Here is a 19,238-nt window from a genome sequence, read left to right on the forward strand (position 1 = left end):
CCCACCGTAACCGCCCATGGTCATCCTCACCCCCCTGTCCGATGGGCGGACACCTGTCCGGCCCGGGGGAGTGCGGTGAGAACGGTGGCGGGGGAGCGGGGCCGGGCCCGGTGCCGGTTGCGGGGCCGCGTGGGTGTCTGCCCGGCGGCGGGGGCCTTCGCCCGGACCCCTGGTGCCGGCCCGGCTCGGCGTACGCAGGTCCGGGAGCAGGGCCGGAGGGGCCGGCCGCTGTCGGCGTACGTCTCCGGCGGAGTGACGCAGGTCCGGGGAGGTCGGGGGAGGCCCGGGGCGCACGGCCGGGACCGTGCGCTGCCGGAGTCCGGCGGGCCGGTCCGGGAACGGGGCCCGGCGGGGCCGGCCTCGTACCGCCGGTCGCAGACCGGGTTGCCGGGGCCGGTGCCCCAGGGCGCCGAGCCGGTCCGGGCGCCCGCCTTACCGGCGGTACGTCCCGGACGAGCCCGGCGGCACCCCGGGGGGCGGGCTCCGGCACCCGGGGGCGGCCTCCGGCGCCCTTACGGCCGCACGCAAGGCACGCGGCGTACGGCGCCCGCGCGCAGGCTGCCGTACGCCGGGGGCGCGGGTGCCCGCTCCCGCACCGGCCCGTGCCTCACGCGCCCCGGACGCCCGTCAGCCGTCCCGTTTCGGGGGCCTCGTACCCGGAAGCCGCAGATACGGGTTCGTGTCCGGATTCGGCGGACGGTACGGCGGCCCCGGCCGATACGGCCCCGGCACCCCGGGCGGTCCCTGCACCCCCGGCCGCCCCTCGGTCCCGCGCGGCCCCGCGGGACCGGGCGGACCGGGCGGACGCGGCGGTGGCGGTTCCTCCCGCCCCGGCGGCCCCGCCGCCGCCACCGGCGCCCGCCACCCCCTCGTCCCGTACACCAGCAGGGCACCCGCCCCGCCCGCTCCCGCGCCCCACAGGGCCCCGAGTACCAGCGCGGCGCCCGCCCGGCCGTGGAGTTCGATGCCCGCCCCGAACGCGTCGAAGCCCAGCACCGAGAGCGACGCGTCCGCCGAGACATCCGTCAGCCGCACCAGCAGCGGCAGCGTCACCGCGGTCAGCGCGCCCAGCCGGAGCGCGCACCGGCCCACGAAGGCCGCCGGGCCCCGGCCGCCGACGGGCGTACGGATCGCGGCCAGGACCCCCGCGTACAGCATCAGCAGCGCCGCCGCGACCGCCAGCAGCCACACGCGCCCGTCCAGCTCGGCGAGCCGCCCCACCGTCGCGGGCTCCTCCGCGGACAGCCGGAAGAACTCGTCCAGCGGATCCGGCAGCACCTTCGCCAGCTCACCCGTCGCCCTGCCGTCCCACGGCACGAAGAGCCCCAGCGGGACTCCCAGCCACACCCCGTTCGGCGCGCCCAGCAGGGCCGCCCCCGCGATCCTCCCCGGACGGTCGTCGCCGATCGCCGCGTACGCCCCCGCCGCGTACCCCGCGAGTACGGCGACCAGCAGCACCGTGACCAGCGCCGACGCGGCGGGCCGCACCCGGCTCCGTACGGCGTCCAGCGCCCGCGGCAGCGGCGCCCGGCCCGCGAACAGCGCGATCACCACCACCCCGAGCACCCACAGCGCCGCCCCGGCCAGCGAGTCCGCCGTGTTCACCGTGAAGCCGACCGACGCCTTTGCCGCCGCGAGATCCCCCAGCCGGTCCGGCAGCAGCCCGCCGACATCACCGAGCCCGGGGATCTCGATCCCCCCGCCCCCGCCCCCCGGCAGTGTGTCCGCGTCGAGTCCCAGCTTCGCCCCGTCGATGGTGATCACATCGTGACCCGCCCACGCCAGAGCGCCGGTCATCGCGACGAACACCACCACGACCGCCCCGGCCCGCGCGGCGAGTTCGGTCCCCGAGATGACGGGCCCCGCCCGCCGCAGCGAGCGCAGGAAGAAGTACGCAAGGAGGAGGGCACCCACGAGCCCCACCCCCAGTGGCGTGATATCGACGGCGGTGTCGGCCTCGGCGCCCTCCAGACCGAACGCGGAGACATCGCCGGACGGGGTCACCGACCCGTTCACCGCGAGGACGACCACCGCGGCCGTCATCGGACCGAGGGCCCCCGCGGAATCCGCCTCCAGCAGATGCAGCCCGAGCGCCGCCGCCCCGGCCATTCCCATCAACGCCCAGCTCACAGCGGCGACCGACGACGCCACCACCTCGCCCCAGGGCACCCCGCGCCCGCCACCGGACCTGTTGGCACCGCCCACGAGAACCCCCCGACTCCCTGCTGGTGCGACCCAGTTGCCCCACTCCGCGTGATCTCGGATGATCCGTACGCAGAGATGGGCGCTTACCACTGTCCGTGTGTGTTTCCCCACCGTCAACGGTCGGCACCGACAATGGCGTCTCCGGGCCCGGCTTTCCGATGCGGGACCGCGCCTGAAATAGTTCCCCCCGATGTTCGCCATCCCTAGACTCCCTGTGACGGGGGTATTTCGGGGGACAACTAGTGGGGCATGGAGTGCGGGAACTCGTACTGGAATTGAACGGAAGGACCTGGACGCTCGATCCGGCCAGGTCGTACACCCTCGGCCGTGACCCTCAGGGCGATGTGGTCGTGGACGACGCAAGGGTCTCGTGGCGGCACGCCAGCATCACCTGGGGCGGCCGGAGTTGGACGATCGAGGACCACGGGAGCACCAACGGCACCTACGCGGACGGGCAGCGGATCCACCGGATGGACATAGGCCCGGGGTCGGCCGTCCATCTGGGCAACGCCACCGACGGCCCGCGGGTGACGCTCTCCTCGGCCCCGGCGGGCGCGTACGGCGCGGGGGCCGCCGCCTCCCAGCAGTCCCCTGCCCAGGCGGTGCCCCACCCGGCAGGTCCCCAGGCGGGGCACCAGGCCGCCCCGGCCGACCCGGCCCGGGGGCCCTCCCCCCAGGCGCAGATGCAGGCCCAGGCCCACGCGGTCCGGCCCCAGGCACCGGGGACCCCTCAGCAGCCCGCCTGGCCCGATCCCCAGCCCGGGCCGCCGCACCAGGGAGTGCCGCCGCAGCCGGGACCCCACCAGGGAGCGCCCGGACCCCGGCCCCCGGTCCCCCATCAGCAGGGACCGTCCCACGGACCGGGCGGTGCCGCGGGGGCGCCGCCCGTGTACGGGGACCGCAGCCCGACCACCTTCCACCAGCTGGCGCTGGGCCGGGTCATGCGCATCGGCCGTGCGCTGGAGAACGAACTCGTCGTCTCCGACCTCCAGGTCTCGCGCCACCACGCCGAGTTCACCGCGGCCCCCGACGGCCGCTTCCAGATCCGTGACCTCGGCTCCCACAACGGCACCTATGTCAACGGCCAGCCGATGGCCAAGTCCGGCACCCTCTTCATCGGCCCCAACGACATCGTCGGCGTCGGCCACTCCACCTTCCGTATCGTCGGCGACCGTCTGGAGGAGTTCGTCGACACCGGCGAGGTCTCCTTCTCCGCGCGCCATCTCACGGTCACCGTCGACGGCGGCAAGCAGATCCTGCGGGACGTCTCCTTCGGCGTCCCGGAGAAGTCGCTCATCGGCGTCATCGGCCCCTCCGGCTCCGGAAAGTCCACCCTGCTCAAGGCGCTCACCGGCTACCGGCCCGCCAACCAGGGCGATGTCCTCTACGACAACCGCAGCCTCTACAAGCAGTTCGCCGAGCTGCGCCAGCGCATCGGTCTGGTCCCGCAGGACGACATCCTCCACAAGGAGCTGACCGTCCAGAAGGCCCTGGGATACGCGGCCAAGCTCCGCTTCCCCGGCGACACCGCCGAGACCGAGCGCGAGGCCAGGATCGGCGAGGTCCTGCGCGAGCTGAAGCTCGACATCCACAAGGACAAGAAGGTCACCTCGCTCTCGGGCGGCCAGCGCAAGCGCGTCTCCGTCGCGCTGGAGCTGCTGACCAAGCCGTCGCTGATCTTCCTGGACGAGCCCACCTCCGGCCTCGACCCGGGCATGGACCGCGATGTGATGCAGCTGCTGCGCGGCCTCGCCGACGACGGCCGTACGGTCCTGGTGGTCACCCACTCCGTGGCCGAGCTGGCGCTCTGCGACAAACTGCTGGTGATGGCCCCCGGCGGCTCGGTCGCCTACTTCGGCCCCCCGGAGGAGGCGCTCAACTTCTTCGGCTACACCACCTGGGCCGATGTCTTCTCCGCCTTCGAGAATTACCGGGACTACGACTGGGCGGGCCGCTGGCGCGGATCGCAGCACTACCAGATGTACGCGGCCGATATCGACGCCGTCGCCCCGCAGCAGGTGAACATGCCGTCACCGCAGCAGATGCGCCCGCCGAAGCCGCAGAGCTGGGGCGCCCAGCTGTGGACGCTGATCCGCCGGTATGTCTCGGTCATCGCGTCCGACAAGGGCTTCATGGGCCTGATGGTGATCCTGCCGGCCGTGCTCGGCCTGGTCAGTGTCGTCATCCCGGCGAAGTTCGGGCTCGCCGCGCCCGACGACGGCAAGTCCGCGTTCAACGGCGACGCGGGCACGATCATGCTGATCCTCGCGGTCGGCATGTGCTTCTCCGGAGCCGCCAACTCCGTCCGGGAACTGATCAAGGAACGGGTCATCTACGAACGGGAACGGGCCACCGGCCTGTCCCGCTCGGCGTATCTGATGTCCAAGGTGATCGTCCTGGGACTGATCACCGCCCTCCAGGGCGTCATCATCTGCGGTATCGGCTTCTCCACCCGCCGGCTGCCCGAAGAGGGCCTGCTGATGCCGCCCGCGGTGGAGCTGTGCCTGGTCATCACCGCGCTCGGCTTCACCTCGATGATGTTCGGGCTGGTGATCTCCTCACTGGTGAAGACCGCCGAGAAGACCATGCCCCTGCTGGTGATGTTCGCCATCGTGCAGGTCGTCTTCACCGGGGTGCTCTTCAAGGTCTACGGTTCGCCCGGCCTGGAACAGTTCGCGTATCTGATGCCCTCCCGCTGGGCCATCGCGGGCTCGGCCAGCACGCTCGACCTCGCGCATCTGATGCCGCCGTGGGACCCGAAGAAGCCCGACGATCTGGACCCGCTGTGGGAGAGCACGGTCGGTCAGTGGGGGATGAACCTCGGGATCCTGCTCGCCATCGGTGTCGTCTGCGGCTTTGTGGTCGCCCGGCTGCTGCGCCGCCACGAGCCCGAGGTCATGCGCAAGTAGCGGGGGCCGTCCGGACGTACCGGAGCCGGGACTCGCCGGATCCACCGTGACCCGGACCCGGACCCGGACCCGGACCCGGAAACGCAACCAGAACCGGAACCGTCGCCGGAACGGAAACAGACGCCGAGGGCGGCACCCAGTGCGGGGGTGCCGCCCTCCGGCGTCTGTGCTCATGAGGTCCGCGGCGGCTCAGTAGGCGCTGTTGACGTTGTCCATCGAGCCGTAGCGGTCGGCGGCGTAGTTGCACGCGGCGACGATGTTGGCGACCGGGTCGTACAGGTCGTACTTGGTGCCCTTGACGTGATACGCGTCGAACGTCGGCTGGATGACCTGGAGCAGGCCCTTCGACGGCACGCCGTTGATGGCGTTGATGTCCCAGTTGTTGATGGCACGCGGGTTGCCGCTCGACTCACGCATGATGTTGCGGTGCAGACCGTCGTAGGTGCCCGGGATGCCGTGCTTCTTCATGATGTCGAGCGCCTCGCGGATCCAGCCGTCGAGGTTGTCGGCGTAGACCGGGGTGCGGTCGGCGACCGCGACGGTGCGGCTGGCGGCCTGCTCCTTGGCGCGAGCCTTGGTAGCGGCCTCCTTGGCGGCGGCCTCGGCCGCGGCCTTCTTCGCGGCGGTGTTCTTGACGGCGGCCTCGGCCTGGGCCTTCGCGTCGGCCTCGGCCTTCGCGGCGGACTTCACGGCCTGCTCGACCTGGAGCTCGATGGTGGACTTCTGCGCGTTCTCGCCCGTGTGCAGGGCCGCGGTCTTCGCCGTGTCGGCGTTGAGGGTCCACGCCGCCGGAGCGGCGGAAGCGGGGGACGCGGGGGCGGCCTCGGCGGCGGTCGAACCACCGGCCGGCACGAGGGTCAGAGTGATGGCTGCGACGCCGGCGGCGGCTATACCGGCGATCGAGACCTTGCGGGCCTTGGTCATACGGGTGCTGGACGCGGACATACAGACGTACCTCTTCGAATCGGGAAGTCGCATCAGGCCGGAGCGGCGCTGCGCTCCACGGCGGGCGGCGACGAGAGGTAATTCTTAGCGCCAGCAAAAACGTGTGGCAATCATGTGACGTACGACCCGCGATAGTGGATCAGGGCATGGTGATCAGGGCAATTTGTCCGCACATCGCCCGCTCACAGGCTCCTTATTTGGTCCACTAGCGTGTTTCGTAAGTGATCTGCGTCCTATGCGAGGGCTCACATCCGGCCCTCTTCGATTTCACCTTCCGTTGCTTCAGCAATTCAATGCGTGAGTGTTCTCATCCGGAAGTACGAGATGGAGGTCCCCGAACTCGTGCCAGAGGTAGAGCCGCCGTAGCGCGGCCTCGTACGCACGGCCGACGGCCGCCCTCCCGGCGATCGCCTCCAGCATCAGCAGATGCGAGGCCGCGGGCTCGTGCAGCCCGGTCAGCAGCCCGTCCACGGCGTGCACCCCGCGCTCGGGCGTGACCACCAGACCGGTCCAGCCCGCGGCCGCCCGCACGGCCCCGTCCGGACCGGCGGCCGACTCCAGCGCCCGTACCGCAGTCGTCCCCACCGCCACGATCCGCCCGCCGCCCGCACGGGCCGCGTTCACCAGCCACGCCGTCGCCGCCGGCACCTCGAAGCGCTCCGGATACGGCGGCTCGTGCGCCTCGGCCGACGCGACCCCCGTGTGCAGGACGACCGGGGCGAACTGCACCCCCCGGCTCACCAGCTCCGCCACCAGCCGGGCGGTGAAAGGACGTGCCGCGCTCGGCATCTCCGCGGACCCCGACCCGTCGGGGGAGGGGAGCGCGAAGACCGTCTGATACGCGGACAGGGGCTGGTCCCGGACCGTGTACGCGTACCGGATCGGCCGCCCGTGCCGCCGCAGCAGCCCCGGCACGCCCTCAGGGCCCTCCGCCGTCCCCACGCCCTCCGCCGTCCCCGGGGCATAGCGCGCTACGGGGGATCCCGGGCCCGCCCGGGTCCCCGCGCCCTCCGGGACGGACACCGACGCCCACCACAGCCGCTCCGCCCCCGGTACGAGCGGCTCCTCGATCACCAGCCACCCGCCCCCCGGCAGCCGTACCACGGCCCCCACGGGCCCTCCCGGGCGCGGCCGGGTGCTCCCGGACCCGTCGGGGTCCCGCAGCTCCACCGCCCACCGCCCGTCGTCCCCGCGCGTCGAGAAGTGCACGACGACCGCGTCCCCGCCGAGCCGCCCGTTCACGGCGGCGGGCAGGGTGGGGGAGGTGTTCACCACCAGCACATCACCGGCCCTCAGCAGCGCCGGAAGCTCCCGGAAGCCGTGGTGGGACACCCTGGCGCCGTGCGACACCATCAGCCGCACATCGTCCCGTCCCCGCCCGCGCACCTCGGCCGGCTCCCGCGCCGACAGCTCCTCGGGCACCCACAGCTCCTCCAGCACGGATCCGGGGGACCCGGCCACAGCCGCGACGCGCCGCCGGCGCCCCCGCTCCCCGTCGGGCGCACCCCCGCAGGACCCGGGTCCCCCGGGGGCGGGCCCGCTCACACCGACCCCAGCAGCGCGGGCGCCCCGTACCGACCGCTCACCGGGCGCTCGTCCAGGAGCCGCAGAAAGCCGGGGACGACCGACTCCGGAGCGGGCCTCGGCTCGTCGTCGTCCGGGACGGCCGCCGCGTACAGATCCGTGTCCATGTCACCCGGATCGACCGCCCACACCCGCAGCGCGGGCTCCTCGACCGCCAGCACCGCCGCCAGATGGTCCAGGGCCGCCTTGGAGGCGCCGTAGCCGCCCCAGGTCTCGTACGCCTCCGCCGCCGCGTCCGAACTGACCGCGATCACCGTCCCCTCCCGCGCCGCACGCAGCAGGGGCAGCGCCTCCTGCACCAGACCCAGCGCGGCCACCACATTGGTCTCCAGCGCGGCCCGCAGACCCGCCAGCGGCAGGGCCTCCAGCCGCACCAGCGGTTCGGCTCCCAGCGTGCTCGCGTTGTTCACCAGCAGATCCAGCCCGCCCAGTTCCCGCGCGGCGGCCAGCAGCTCGGCCCGGTGCCCCGCGTCGGTCACATCACCGGCCACGGCGACCACCTTTGTCCCGTACGCCCCCGCACGCTCCGCGCTCTCCTTCAGTACGGCCCCTGTCCTGGCGCCGAGGACCAGATCCCAGCCCCGCTCGGCGAGCGCCGCCGCGAGGGCGCGCCCCAGTCCCTTGGAAGCACCTGTGATCACCGCAACCGGCATGACGTCATCCCCTTTGTTCCCGTGAGCCGCGTCGCGCCGCGCCGAGCCGTGCGGTCCGCCGGGCCGTGTGCGGTCCGGCGTACCGGCGAATCCATGCCGGCCCGGTGCCGGTCCGGTCCGACCGGTGCCGGGCGGACCGTTGCGGCGGCCCGATCCCCGTCGGCCGATCCGTGCCGGACGTGTGACGCGAACGATGCGCGAGGCCCGTGCTCCACCGGGTGTGTCCTCGGCACCACCGGCGTTCTCTCCCGCCGGCGCCCCCACCGTAGAAACGCCCGCCCTCCCCGCGCCTCGTCCGCGGGTCCCCACCCGGCAAGGCACTTCGACCTAGGTCCACGGACCCGGGCCGCCGCCGACCCGGGCCCGATACGGACGGTCACTCCTCGCCGGTACCGTGAGTTCATGAGCCATCGACCCAGCTCAGGCCTTGCGGCGGTGAGCACCGCTCTCCTCGCGATGAGCCGGCATCTGGAGGTCCGCGACGTCCTGAAGACGATCGTCGCCTCCGCCCGCGACCTGCTCGACGCGCAGTACGCGGCGCTGGGGGTCCCGGACGACCACGGCGGCTTCGCCCAGTTCGTCGTCGACGGCGTCACCGACGAGCAGTGGAAGGCGATCGGTCCGCTGCCCCGGCAGCACGGCATCCTCGCCGCGATGCTCCGGGACGCCCGGACCGAGCGGCTCGCGGATGTCCGCGAGGACCCCCGCTTCGAGGGCTGGCCCTCCGCCCACCCGGACATGTCCGACTTTCTCGGCCTCCCGATCAAGGACGGCGACGAGATCATCGGCGCGCTCTTCCTCGCCAACAAGCGCTGCCCCGGACCCGGGGGCGGCTGCGGCTTCACCGAGGAGGACGAGGAACTGCTCGCGATCCTCGCCCAGCACGCGGCGATAGCCCTCACCAACGCCCGGCTGTACGAGCGCAGCCGCGAGCTGACCATCGCCGAGGAGCGCTCCCGCCTCGCCCACGAGCTGCACGACGCGGTCAGCCAGAAGCTGTTCTCCCTGCGGCTGACCGCCCAGGCCGCCGCCGCCCTGGTCGACCGCGACCCCTCCCGGGCCAAGGGCGAGCTCCAGCAGGTCGCAGCCCTCGCCGCCGAGGCCGCGGACGAACTGCGCGCCGCCGTCGTCGAGCTGCGCCCGGCCGCCCTCGACGAGGACGGTCTGATCAACACCCTCCGTACCCAGATCCAGGTCCTCGACCGGGCCCACTCCGCCCGGGTCACCTTCGACACCTGCGGCACCAGGGCACTGCCCGCCGCCCAGGAGGAGGCGCTGCTCCGCGTCGCCCAGGAGGCCCTGCACAACGCGCTGCGCCACTCCGGCGCCGACCGGGTGGACGTGGTCCTGGCCCGCTGGGGCCCGAGCGGCGCCATCCTCAGCGTCACCGACAACGGCAAGGGCTTCGACCCGCGTACGGTCCGCAGGGCCGGCCGCCATCTGGGTCTCGTCTCCATGCGCGACCGCGCGAGCGGAGTCGGCGGAAAGCTGAAGGTGCGTTCCTCGCCCGGCCAGGGCACCACGATCGAGATGGAGGTCCCCGGTGGGTGACAAGAAGATCCGCGTCCTGCTCGTCGACGACCACCAGGTCGTACGGCGCGGTCTGCGTACGTTCCTCGAAGTACAGGACGACATCGAGGTGGTCGGCGAGGCGGCCGACGGAGGCGAGGGCGTCGCCCGAGCCGAGGAGCTGAAGCCGGACGTCGTCCTGATGGATGTGAAGATGCCCGGCACGGACGGTATCGAGGCCCTCCGCAGGCTCCGCGACCTGGCCAACCCGGCGAAGGTGCTGATCGTCACCAGCTTCACCGAGCAGCGCACGGTGGTGCCCGCCCTGCGCGCCGGGGCCTCCGGCTATGTGTACAAGGACGTCGACCCCGAGGCGCTGGCCGGAGCGATCCGTTCGGTCCACGCGGGCCATGTCCTGCTCCAGCCCGAGGTGGCCGGCGCCCTGCTCTCCCAGGACGAGCCCGGCTCCGGCCAGGGCCGGGGAACCACCCTCACCGAGCGGGAGCGGGAGGTCCTCGGCCTGATCGCCGACGGCCGCTCCAACCGCGAGATCGCCCGTGCGCTCGTCCTCTCCGAGAAGACCGTCAAGACCCATGTCTCGAACATCCTGATGAAGCTCGATCTCGCGGACCGCACCCAGGCCGCCCTGTGGGCCGTCCGGCACGGGCTGACCAGCTGATCCAACACATCCGCTCACGGTTCCCCACCGGTGCGAGATTCATACTGTCGGGTGTATGTCACCCGGACGGCGCATCCTTGTGGAGCGCCGGCCGTTCTCCAGGGCGTGCTGCGGCAACGGCCGCAGCGGACGTCCAGGAGGATTTCGCACGTGAAGAACCTGAAGAAGGCCGCCGCGCTCACCATGATCACCGGCAGCCTCGTTGCCGCGGGCGCGGGCATCGCCTCCGCCCACTCCGGCGCCCAGGCCGACGGCAAGGCCATCGGCTCCCCGGGTGTCGCCTCGGGCAACCTGATCCAGGTCCCGGTCCACGTTCCGGTGAACGTGGTCGGCAACACGGTCAACGTGATCGGTCTGCTCAACCCGGCCTTCGGGAACACGGGCGTCAACGGCTGACGCTCCTCGCCCCACCCGCCGGAGGACGGCTCCCGTCCCTCCGGCGTTCGGCATTTCTGGCCCTGCCCACTGGCTGCCCGCCCGCCGGCCGCTCGCCCCGCACAGCCGTGACGCCGGTCCTCGTCGCAGCGATCAGGGCCACTGCGATCCGGGCGGGGAGCACCGGACGCCCGCGCCTGTCGAGGTCCCGGGTGTGCCGGATACGGAGCCCGGCGGCGGCCCGGCGGGTCGGCCGGTGGTCCCCGCCCTGTCGCAACCCGGGCCGGGCGCGCGACGGTGACCGGGCGTTCGAGGACGTCCGGCTTCCCGAGGGCCGTGGGGGAGGGCCGGGGCGGAGTCGCCGGCGCCCGGGGCGAGAACACATCCCGCCCCACCCAGGGCGTTCCCCCCGATCGGCTCCCACCGGGGCGTCGCCCGGCCCGCCCCCAGCCGTCAGCCGCCCCGCCGCGCGGAGCGCTCAGCCCCACCGGGGCACCGGGGCGGAGCCCCGGAAGTCACACCCCCCGCTCCCGTTCCCGCTCCTCCACATACGCGTTGTAGGCGGCCACCCGCGCCCGCCGCGCCACCCGCTCCACCGGCCGCAGCGCCTCGCCCCTCGCCGCCATCTCCGCCGCGCTCACCGCGCCGCCGTGCCCGTTCTCGTACGCCACCGAGACCAGCAGCCCCACCCGGCGCGCCAGCTCCAGCACCCGCACCGCCCGCGGCGGATACCCGGGAGCCGGCCCCGCGCCGCTCGGGCCCCCCTCCTCCACGCGCGCCCGGTACGCGTCGATCGCCGCCTCGGCCACCGGCCCCGACGCCGCCACATCGAGCCGCGACAGCAGCTCCGTCGCCTCCCGAAGCGCCTCCGCCAGCTCCCGCTCCGCCTCACCGAGCGAGGGAACGTCCGCGGGCGGAGCCTCCCGTACCGGCAGACAGTGCCAGAGGACCTCCACATGCAGATCGGCCGCGCCCGGGCCCGCCTCGTCCACCTCCGGCACCAGCCCGAACCCCGCGCCGTACCCGACGACCGCCTCCTCGGCCTCCAGCGCCCGCTTGTTGAACTCCGGCGGCCCGCTCAGGCCCAGCGGATGCCCCGGCACCGGAAGCGCGACCCGCCAGCCGGTCACCCCGAGCGCCCGCAGCCGTCCCAGGGCCAGCGTGAGACCGACCGGGCCGGTCTCGCCCGGCAGCCCCTCCACCCGGTGCACGGCGTCGTCGCCGACGATCGCGTGCACCGCGTCGTCGGGCGACACGGCCCCGGCCAGCAGGGCGTTGCCCCACACGGCCAGCCGTCCTGAACGTGGTTCCGAAGATCCCGAAAACATGGCCCCAGCCTAAGACCCGGCCGCCCGGCCATCGCCCCGGCGACGGCACCGCGGCGAGGGTCCGCCCCGGCGCCGTTCCCCGCCGCGCCGACACCGTGGAGCCCGTCCGTCCCGGGGGCCTCCCAAGGAACGGGCCGGGCGACGGGGTTGTCCGACGGGTGGCGTAGATTTCTTCAGGGGCTGCCCACAGGCGTAGAGCCCTCTCGGACCTCAACACGATTGCATGGGGAGACAACGCGCTCATGAGCGATGTACTGGAGCTGGTGGACGTATCCGTGGTCCGCGACGGACGCGCTCTGGTGGACGACGTCTCCTGGTCGGTCAAGGAGGGGGAGCGCTGGGTCATCGTCGGCCCCAACGGCGCCGGCAAGACGACGCTCCTCAACCTCGCGTCCAGCTATCTGTACCCGACGACCGGCTCCGTGGCGATCCTCGGAGAGCGCCTCGGCGGAGTCGACGTCTTCGATCTGCGCCCCCGTATCGGCATGGCCGGTATGGCGATGGCGGAGAAGCTCCCCAAGCGCCAGACCGTGCTCCAGACCGTGCTCACCGCCGCGTACGGCATGACCGCCACCTGGCACGAGGACTACGACTCCGTCGACGAGGAGCGCGCCCGCGCCTTCCTCGACCGGCTCGGTATGACCGAGTATCTGCACCGCAGGTTCGGCACCCTCTCCGAGGGGGAGCGCAAGCGCACCCTGATCGCGCGCGCCATGATGACCGACCCCGAACTGCTGCTCCTCGACGAGCCCGCCGCCGGGCTCGACCTCGGCGGCCGTGAGGACCTGGTACGCCGTCTGGGCCGCCTCGCCCGCGATCCGTACGCCCCCTCCACGATCATGGTCACCCACCATGTCGAGGAGATCGCCCCCGGTTTCACGCACGTCCTGATGATCCGCCAGGGCAAGGTGCTGGCGGCCGGTCCCGTGGAGATGGAGCTGACCTCCCGCAATCTCTCGCACTGCTTCGGCCTCCCGCTGATCGTCGAGCGCGTGGGCGACCGCTGGACGGCGCGGGGCCTCCCGCTCGGCTGAGCCCCGGCCCCCGGATACGGGTATGACCTGAGCCGTCCCGACGGAATGCGCCCCTCGTCGGCATGTGCGCCGGCCGCCCCGGAGCAGCCCGAGCCGCCATCGAGCCCGCACCGCCGCCCGCGTATCACCAACACCACCACCGCCCCCACGGCCCCCATCCCGGCCCCGCGCGCCCGCCCGGCGGCGTTTTGTCCTCTGTCCCCGTGCCGACCGGCGGATCTACCATGACAGTGTGGAAATCGACGCATGGGTGTGGTGGCTGATCGCCGCGGTCGGACTGGGCATCCCGCTCGTCCTGACCGCGATGCCCGAATTCGGAATGCTGTCGGCCGGAGCGGTCGCGGCCGCCGTCGTCGCGGCACTCGGCGGCGGGACCGTCGCCCAGGTGCTCGTGTTCGCCGCGGTGTCCGTCGCCCTGATCGCCGTCGTACGGCCGATCGCGGCCCGTCATCGAGCGGGCAGACCCGGATTCGCCAGCGGAGTCGACGCGCTGAAAGGCCGTCAGGCCGTCGTCCTGGAACGGGTCGACGCCAACGGAGGACGCATCAAACTCGCCGGCGAGGTCTGGTCCGCCCGTCCGCTCGACAGCGACATGGTGTTCGAGGCGGGCCGTCAGGTCGACGTCGTCGAGATCGAGGGCGCCACCGCGGTCGTGATGTGAGCCCCGTCCGCGACCGGGACTCGCGATCACGGCCCACGGCTCCCGGCCGAAGACGCCGAAGTCACGGACCGTGGGCCGAAGAAGGGGAACCAGCAAGCCGAACTGCCCCCACACCAGCCCCTGATCTGGAAAACTCGATCATCATCAGACCATCATCCGGCAGCGAAGGGCACGGGGAATACCGATGCAACCGATCATCATCGTCCTGATCATTCTGGTGGTGCTGGTCTTCATCGCCCTCATCAAGACGATCCAGGTCATTCCGCAGGCCAGCGCCGCGATCGTCGAGCGGTTCGGCCGCTACACCCGCACCCTGAACGCCGGACTGAACATCGTCGTCCCGTTCATCGACTCCATCCGCAACCGCATCGACCTCCGGGAACAGGTCGTCCCCTTCCCGCCCCAGCCGGTGATCACCCAGGACAACCTGGTCGTCAACATCGACACCGTCATCTACTACCAGGTGACCGACGCGCGGGCCGCGACCTATGAGGTCGCCAGCTACATCCAGGCGATCGAGCAGCTCACCGTCACCACCCTGCGCAACATCATCGGCGGTATGGACCTGGAGCGGACCCTCACCTCCCGTGAGGAGATCAACGCGGCCCTCCGCGGAGTCCTCGACGAAGCCACCGGCAAGTGGGGCATCCGCGTCAACCGCGTCGAGCTGAAGGCCATCGAGCCGCCCACCTCCATCCAGGACTCGATGGAGAAGCAGATGCGCGCCGACCGTGACAAGCGCGCCGCGATCCTCACCGCCGAGGGCATCCGCCAGTCGCAGATCCTCACCGCAGAGGGCGAGAAGCAGTCCGCGATCCTGCGCGCGGAGGGTGAGGCCAAGGCCGCCGCGCTGCGCGCCGAGGGCGAGGCGCAGGCCATCCGTACCGTCTTCGAGTCCATCCACGCCGGAGACCCGGACCAGAAGCTCCTCTCCTACCAGTACCTCCAGATGCTCCCGAAGATCGCCGAGGGCGACGCCAACAAGCTCTGGATCGTGCCCAGCGAGATCGGCGACGCCCTCAAGGGCCTCTCCGGAGCCTTCGGCAACCTCGGCGGAGGTGCACCCGGCTTCAACACCGGAGGCAAGGAGCGCCGCGAAGAGCCCCCGGTCGACTGAGAAGGGTTCCCCGTCAGGCATGATCGGTGCATTCAGCACCGATCATGAAGGGGGAGCGGAGTGACCATCTGGGAGATGCTCGCCGTCTTCGCCGCGGGCATCAGCGCCGGCACCATCAACACCATCGTCGGCTCCGGCACACTGATCACCTTTCCCGTACTGCTCGCCACCGGCCTCCCCCCGGTCACCGCAACCGTCTCCAACGGCCTCGGACTCGTCCCCGGCGCGATCAGCGGCGCCATCGGCTACCGCGCCGAACTAAAGGGCCAGCGCCGCCGCGTACTGCGTCTGAGCGTCGTCGCGGCCGTCGGAGGCATCACCGGAGCAGTCCTGCTGCTCCAGCTCCCCTCGACGGCCTTCGAGACGATCGTCCCGGTCCTCGTCACCCTGGCCCTCGTGCTGGTCGTCCTCCAGCCCCGGATCGCCAAGGCCGTCCAGCGCCGCCGCGAACGCACCGGCACCCCCGCCCACCCCGACGGCGGCCCGCTCCTGACCACCGGGCTGCTGCTCTCCAGCGTCTACGGCGGCTACTTCACCGCGGCCCAGGGGATCATCTACATGTCCCTCATGGGCATGCTCATCGAGGACACCCTTCAGCGCCTCAACGCCGTCAAGAACATCCTCACGGCCGTGGTCAACAGCATCGCCGCGATCTTCTTCCTCTTCGTCGCCGACTTCGACTGGACGGCCGTCCTCCTCATCGCCGTCGGATCCACCATCGGCGGCCAGGTCGGCGCCAAGGTGGGCCGCAAACTGCCGCCGGCCGCACTCAGGGGCTTCATCGTCGCCGTCGGCACGGTCGCCGTCGTCCAGCTGCTGATCCGCCGCTACGGCTGACAGCACGAAAGCCCGCCCCCGACGAACGGGAACGGGCTTTTGACGGCTCCGCGCCTACGCGGCAGACCGCGCCGACAGCCACTGCGGGAGCGCCGACCGCTCACCGGCCCGCAGCCCGAGCAGCATCGCGTCCGCCGGAGACGGTACGAAGGGCTCGTGCAGCAGCGGCATCCCCGCCTGCTCCGGCGTACGGTCCGCCTTGCGGTGATTGTCCTCGGCACAGGACGCCACCGTGTTCAGCCAGCTGTCCGCACCACCGTGCGACCGGGGCACCACGTGGTCCACGGTCGTGGCACGCCTACCGCAGTAGGCGCACCGGTGCTGGTCCCTGACCAGCACACCCCTTCTCGACCACGGAGCCTGTCTTCGGAACGGCACCCGTACGTATCTGCACAGCCTGATCACCCGCGGCACCGGAAGATCGACGGCGGCGGCGCGCATACGGAGACCGGGGTGGGCCTGCTCGACGACGGCCTTGTCCTGGAGAACCAGTACCACCGCGCGGTTGAGTGTCACCGTCGACAGCGGCTCGAAGCTCGCGTTCAGTACCAGCGTGTCCCGCATCTCCCCCACCTCCGTTCGCCGGCCCCGCCCCTCACGGGCCCTGGGCTTGGATCAACTCTGGCCGGGCGCGCCGAGATGGACAACGCAATATCCGTGCCACCGGGAACCCCCGAACCCACGGCAGACAAAAAACTGCCCTGCCCTGATCTCTCCAGGACCAGGACAGGGCAAACAACAAACGAACGGCCGATGCCGGTGGTCAGTCCACCGAAGGAGCCTCGTACTCGCCGATCAGCTGTGCGCGGCCCAGCGTGTGGAAGCGCAGATTGAAGCCCACGGCCGCGGGCGAGGCATCCGCGTCGGGCCCGAGCTTCTCGGTGTCGACCGCGTACACGGTGAACACATAGCGGTGGTTCTCCCCGGCCGGGGGAGCGGCGCCGCCGAAGTCCTTCGACCCGTAGTCGTTGCGCGCGTGCACGGCGCCGGCCGGCAGCCCCGTGAACGACCCGCTGCCCGCGCCCGCCGGCAGCTCGGTGACCGAGGCCGGGATGTCGAACAGCACCCAGTGCCAGAACCCGCTGCCCGTGGGAGCGTCCGGATCGAAGCAGGTCACGGCAAAGCTCTTCGTCCCCGCCGGGAAGCCCTCCCACCGCAGCTGGGGAGAGGTGTTCCCCGCCGCGTGGACCTGGTCGTCCTTCAGCACCGCCCCCGGCGCGAGCTGATCGCTCACCACCGTGAACGACGGCACGTCGGGGTGAAATTCATGCGGAAGAGGCGCCTTTTTCTGCTCGGTCACGTCTGAACCTCCGGTTCTGCTGTCCTGCCGTGCTGACTGCCCAGCAGGACACGACCCTAAGGGCTGTCCCGCAATCTCCGGCGGGCGCACGACGACAGCTACGGCACCTCTCCCCCTGTGCCCTGCGGGCACGGGCGGTACCCCCAGCGTTGTCGAAACGCCCAAATACGCCCAGTATGCGGGCGCTCCTCCGCCTTGCGATGCACCGCATCTGACGCCGCGCGCTGATCCACCGCCGATTACGGGACAGCCCTTAGGGCCACGCCCACCGCCGGCGAATCTCCGACTCAGCCGGCTAGAACCAGTTGCGACGGCCGCCGACGTCGGCGAGCCACTGGTTCAGATACGCGGCCCAGTCCGTCGAGGCGAAGTCGTGGTGCCCCACCTTGAAGGCCTTGTACGAGTCGCTGCCCTCGCTGAACAGCCCCGGCTTCTTGTCCATCTCCAGGACGACGTCCATCTCACGGTCGTCCGCGACGAACGTCAGCTCGACCTGGTTCAGGCCCCGGTACTGCTGCGGCGGGAAGAACTCGATCTCCTGGTAGAAGGGCAGCCGCTGCCGAGTCCCCCGGATGTGCCCCCGCTCCATGTCCGCGCTCTTGAAGCGGAACCCGAGCTGGATGAACGCGTCGAGAATCGCCTGCTGCGCGGGCAGCGGATGGACATGGACCGGGTCCAGATCCCCCGAGTCCACGGCCCGCGCGATCTCCAGCTGCGTCGTCACTCCGATGTTCATCCCGCGCAGCTGCTGCCCTGCGATGCTCGTGACCGGGGTCTCCCAGGGGATCTCCAGCCCGAACGGCACCACATGCACTGCCCCGGCCTTCACCTCGAACGCGCCCCCGAGCCGCTGCTCGACGAAGTCGATGTCCTGCTTGACCTCCTGGTCACCGCTCTCGACCTCGACGCGCGCCTGGAGCCCGATGGTCAGCCCCTCGATCTGCTGGTCGACGGAACCGCCCTCGATCCGAACCTCGCCCCGGACGACACCGCCCGGCACGACGTTGTCCTCCGTGAGCACCGTCTCCACGGACGCCCCACCGGCGCCCAGGCTCGCGAGCAGCTTCTTGAAGCCCATGTCCACTCCTTGTAGGTCCTGACTTTTCATACGCGCGACGGCCGCCGCCAGTTCCCGGGTACCCTCGGACGCCATGATCGAGAGCCCCGACCGTACGCCGATTCCCCGGGACTTCTTCGACCGCCCGGTACTGGACGTCGCACCCCAGCTCCTCGGCCGGACCCTCGTCCGCCGAACCGACGACGGTCCCATCGAGCTGCGCATCACCGAGGTCGAGGCGTACGCGGGAGAGCTGGACCCGGGTTCCCACGCCTTCCGGGGCCGAACCCCCCGCAACGATGTGATGTTCGGCCCTCCCGGCCATGCCTATGTCTACTTCACCTACGGCATGTGGCACTGCCTGAACCTGGTGTGCGGCCCGGAAGGCAGAGCGAGCGGGGTGCTGCTCCGGGCCGGTGAGATCCGGGTGGGCGCAGAGCTGGCCCGTAAACGTCGAGTTTCGGCCCGATATGACAGAGAACTGGCCAAAGGCCCGGCCCGACTGGCCACGGCCCTCGCCGTCGACCGGGACCTCAACGGTACGGACGTCTGCGCCAAGACCCCGTCCCCGCTCACCCTGCTCCATGGCACACCCACCCCGTCCGACCAGGTACGCAACGGCCCTCGTACGGGGGTCGGCGGCGACGGCGCCCACCACCCCTGGCGCTACTGGATCGACGGTGACCCCACGGTCAGCCCCTACCGGGCACATGTGCCGCGTCGAAGGGCAACTTGACTCGCCCCTCCGAGACGCCTAACGTAGCCCGAGCCGCTTGACACGGGCCCTGCTGCTCAGCATCCCCAGGCGGCCACCCACTACTGACGACGAACCCCAATCGGGTGTGATTTCGGCATGCCGGAATTCCTGCCTGATGCACTCGATTATGAGTTGCCCCGGGAATCAGCTAATGTAGTGAACACGCCGAAAGGCAAAGGCTTATCCAATCAGTCGCCTGATCGAATTCGAAGTCCGGAAACGGAATGCGGAAAAGGTCTGGTAAGGTTGGAAACGCAAGACCGAAGGGAAATGCCCGGAGGGCCTGGT

Annotated in this window: 18 protein-coding genes; 10 read left to right on the forward strand and 8 right to left on the reverse strand. The window is 71.5% G+C overall.

From position 1 onward, the window contains the following. Window positions 1–627: 627 nt before the first annotated feature. Window positions 628–2,205, reverse strand: coding sequence for a streptophobe family protein (locus ACIBCM_RS34550; RefSeq protein ID WP_399250298.1), 1,578 nt, complete (start codon window positions 2,203–2,205; stop codon window positions 628–630). A gap of 242 nt (window positions 2,206–2,447) precedes the next feature. On the opposite strand from ACIBCM_RS34550, the gene ACIBCM_RS34555 reads away from it, so the two are divergent. Beyond that, complete coding sequence (locus ACIBCM_RS34555) at window positions 2,448–5,114, forward strand: FHA domain-containing protein (protein WP_399250300.1); 2,667 nt, start codon at window positions 2,448–2,450, stop codon at window positions 5,112–5,114. Window positions 5,115–5,303: 189 nt separating this feature from the next. Here ACIBCM_RS34555 and ACIBCM_RS34560 read toward each other — a convergent pair whose 3' ends face one another. The 3 genes from ACIBCM_RS34560 to ACIBCM_RS34570 all read right to left on the reverse strand — a co-directional run bounded on the left by ACIBCM_RS34560 (window position 5,304) and on the right by ACIBCM_RS34570 (window position 8,296). Beyond that, on the reverse strand, window positions 5,304–6,059 hold the full coding sequence (locus tag ACIBCM_RS34560) for a transglycosylase SLT domain-containing protein (protein ID WP_399250302.1): 756 nt from the start codon (window positions 6,057–6,059) through the stop codon (window positions 5,304–5,306). Window positions 6,060–6,341: 282 nt separating this feature from the next. Then, complete coding sequence (locus tag ACIBCM_RS34565) at window positions 6,342–7,520, reverse strand: S-adenosylmethionine:tRNA ribosyltransferase-isomerase (RefSeq protein ID WP_399250304.1); 1,179 nt, start codon at window positions 7,518–7,520, stop codon at window positions 6,342–6,344. A gap of 80 nt (window positions 7,521–7,600) precedes the next feature. Further along, window positions 7,601–8,296, reverse strand: coding sequence for an SDR family NAD(P)-dependent oxidoreductase (locus tag ACIBCM_RS34570; protein WP_399250306.1), 696 nt, complete (start codon window positions 8,294–8,296; stop codon window positions 7,601–7,603). A 402-nt stretch (window positions 8,297–8,698) separates the two neighbouring features. On the opposite strand from ACIBCM_RS34570, the gene ACIBCM_RS34575 reads away from it, so the two are divergent. The 3 genes from ACIBCM_RS34575 to ACIBCM_RS34585 all read left to right on the forward strand — a co-directional run bounded on the left by ACIBCM_RS34575 (window position 8,699) and on the right by ACIBCM_RS34585 (window position 10,880). Further along, complete coding sequence (locus ACIBCM_RS34575; RefSeq protein ID WP_399250308.1) at window positions 8,699–9,847, forward strand: GAF domain-containing sensor histidine kinase; 1,149 nt, start codon at window positions 8,699–8,701, stop codon at window positions 9,845–9,847. Next, window positions 9,840–10,484, forward strand: coding sequence for a response regulator (locus tag ACIBCM_RS34580; RefSeq protein ID WP_399250309.1), 645 nt, complete (start codon window positions 9,840–9,842; stop codon window positions 10,482–10,484). Before ACIBCM_RS34575 ends, ACIBCM_RS34580 begins: the two co-directional genes overlap by 8 nt. Before the next feature lie 150 nt (window positions 10,485–10,634). Beyond that, entirely contained in the window at window positions 10,635–10,880 is a 246-nt protein-coding gene (locus ACIBCM_RS34585; RefSeq protein WP_399250311.1) for a chaplin, read from the forward strand. A 494-nt stretch (window positions 10,881–11,374) separates the two neighbouring features. Here ACIBCM_RS34585 and ACIBCM_RS34590 read toward each other — a convergent pair whose 3' ends face one another. After that, on the reverse strand, window positions 11,375–12,187 hold the full coding sequence (locus tag ACIBCM_RS34590) for a hypothetical protein (protein WP_399250313.1): 813 nt from the start codon (window positions 12,185–12,187) through the stop codon (window positions 11,375–11,377). A gap of 242 nt (window positions 12,188–12,429) precedes the next feature. On the opposite strand from ACIBCM_RS34590, the gene ACIBCM_RS34595 reads away from it, so the two are divergent. The 4 genes from ACIBCM_RS34595 (at window position 12,430) to ACIBCM_RS34610 (ending at window position 15,836) form a co-directional block, all read left to right on the forward strand. Then, window positions 12,430–13,221, forward strand: coding sequence for an ABC transporter ATP-binding protein (locus ACIBCM_RS34595; protein ID WP_399250315.1), 792 nt, complete (start codon window positions 12,430–12,432; stop codon window positions 13,219–13,221). Window positions 13,222–13,453: 232 nt separating this feature from the next. Then, window positions 13,454–13,882: an NfeD family protein gene (locus ACIBCM_RS34600; RefSeq protein WP_399250317.1), complete on the forward strand. Its 429-nt coding sequence runs from the start codon at window positions 13,454–13,456 to the stop codon at window positions 13,880–13,882. Between the two features lie 184 nt (window positions 13,883–14,066). After that, entirely contained in the window at window positions 14,067–14,999 is a 933-nt protein-coding gene (locus tag ACIBCM_RS34605; RefSeq protein ID WP_399250318.1) for an SPFH domain-containing protein, read from the forward strand. Between the two features lie 60 nt (window positions 15,000–15,059). After that, entirely contained in the window at window positions 15,060–15,836 is a 777-nt protein-coding gene (locus ACIBCM_RS34610) for a sulfite exporter TauE/SafE family protein (protein WP_399250320.1), read from the forward strand. A gap of 54 nt (window positions 15,837–15,890) precedes the next feature. Here the strand turns inward: ACIBCM_RS34610 and ACIBCM_RS34615 are convergent, their stop codons facing one another. From ACIBCM_RS34615 to ACIBCM_RS34625, 3 genes are all read right to left on the reverse strand, one after another. Next, complete coding sequence (locus ACIBCM_RS34615) at window positions 15,891–16,400, reverse strand: HNH endonuclease (RefSeq protein ID WP_399250322.1); 510 nt, start codon at window positions 16,398–16,400, stop codon at window positions 15,891–15,893. A gap of 199 nt (window positions 16,401–16,599) precedes the next feature. Next, window positions 16,600–17,136: a YbhB/YbcL family Raf kinase inhibitor-like protein gene (locus ACIBCM_RS34620; RefSeq protein ID WP_399250324.1), complete on the reverse strand. Its 537-nt coding sequence runs from the start codon at window positions 17,134–17,136 to the stop codon at window positions 16,600–16,602. A 295-nt stretch (window positions 17,137–17,431) separates the two neighbouring features. After that, on the reverse strand, window positions 17,432–18,214 hold the full coding sequence (locus tag ACIBCM_RS34625; RefSeq protein ID WP_399250326.1) for a sporulation protein: 783 nt from the start codon (window positions 18,212–18,214) through the stop codon (window positions 17,432–17,434). Window positions 18,215–18,287: 73 nt separating this feature from the next. Here ACIBCM_RS34625 and ACIBCM_RS34630 point away from each other — a divergent pair, with 73 nt between their 5' ends. Both ACIBCM_RS34630 and ACIBCM_RS34635 read left to right on the forward strand, forming a co-directional pair. Then, window positions 18,288–18,929: a DNA-3-methyladenine glycosylase gene (locus ACIBCM_RS34630; RefSeq protein WP_399250328.1), complete on the forward strand. Its 642-nt coding sequence runs from the start codon at window positions 18,288–18,290 to the stop codon at window positions 18,927–18,929. A gap of 117 nt (window positions 18,930–19,046) precedes the next feature. Beyond that, a partial coding sequence (locus tag ACIBCM_RS34635; RefSeq protein WP_399250330.1) for a hypothetical protein occupies window positions 19,047–19,238 on the forward strand: 192 nt, incomplete at its 3' end.

The organism is Streptomyces sp. NPDC051018, assembly GCF_044456085.1.
Lineage (GTDB): Bacteria > Actinomycetota > Actinomycetes > Streptomycetales > Streptomycetaceae > Streptomyces.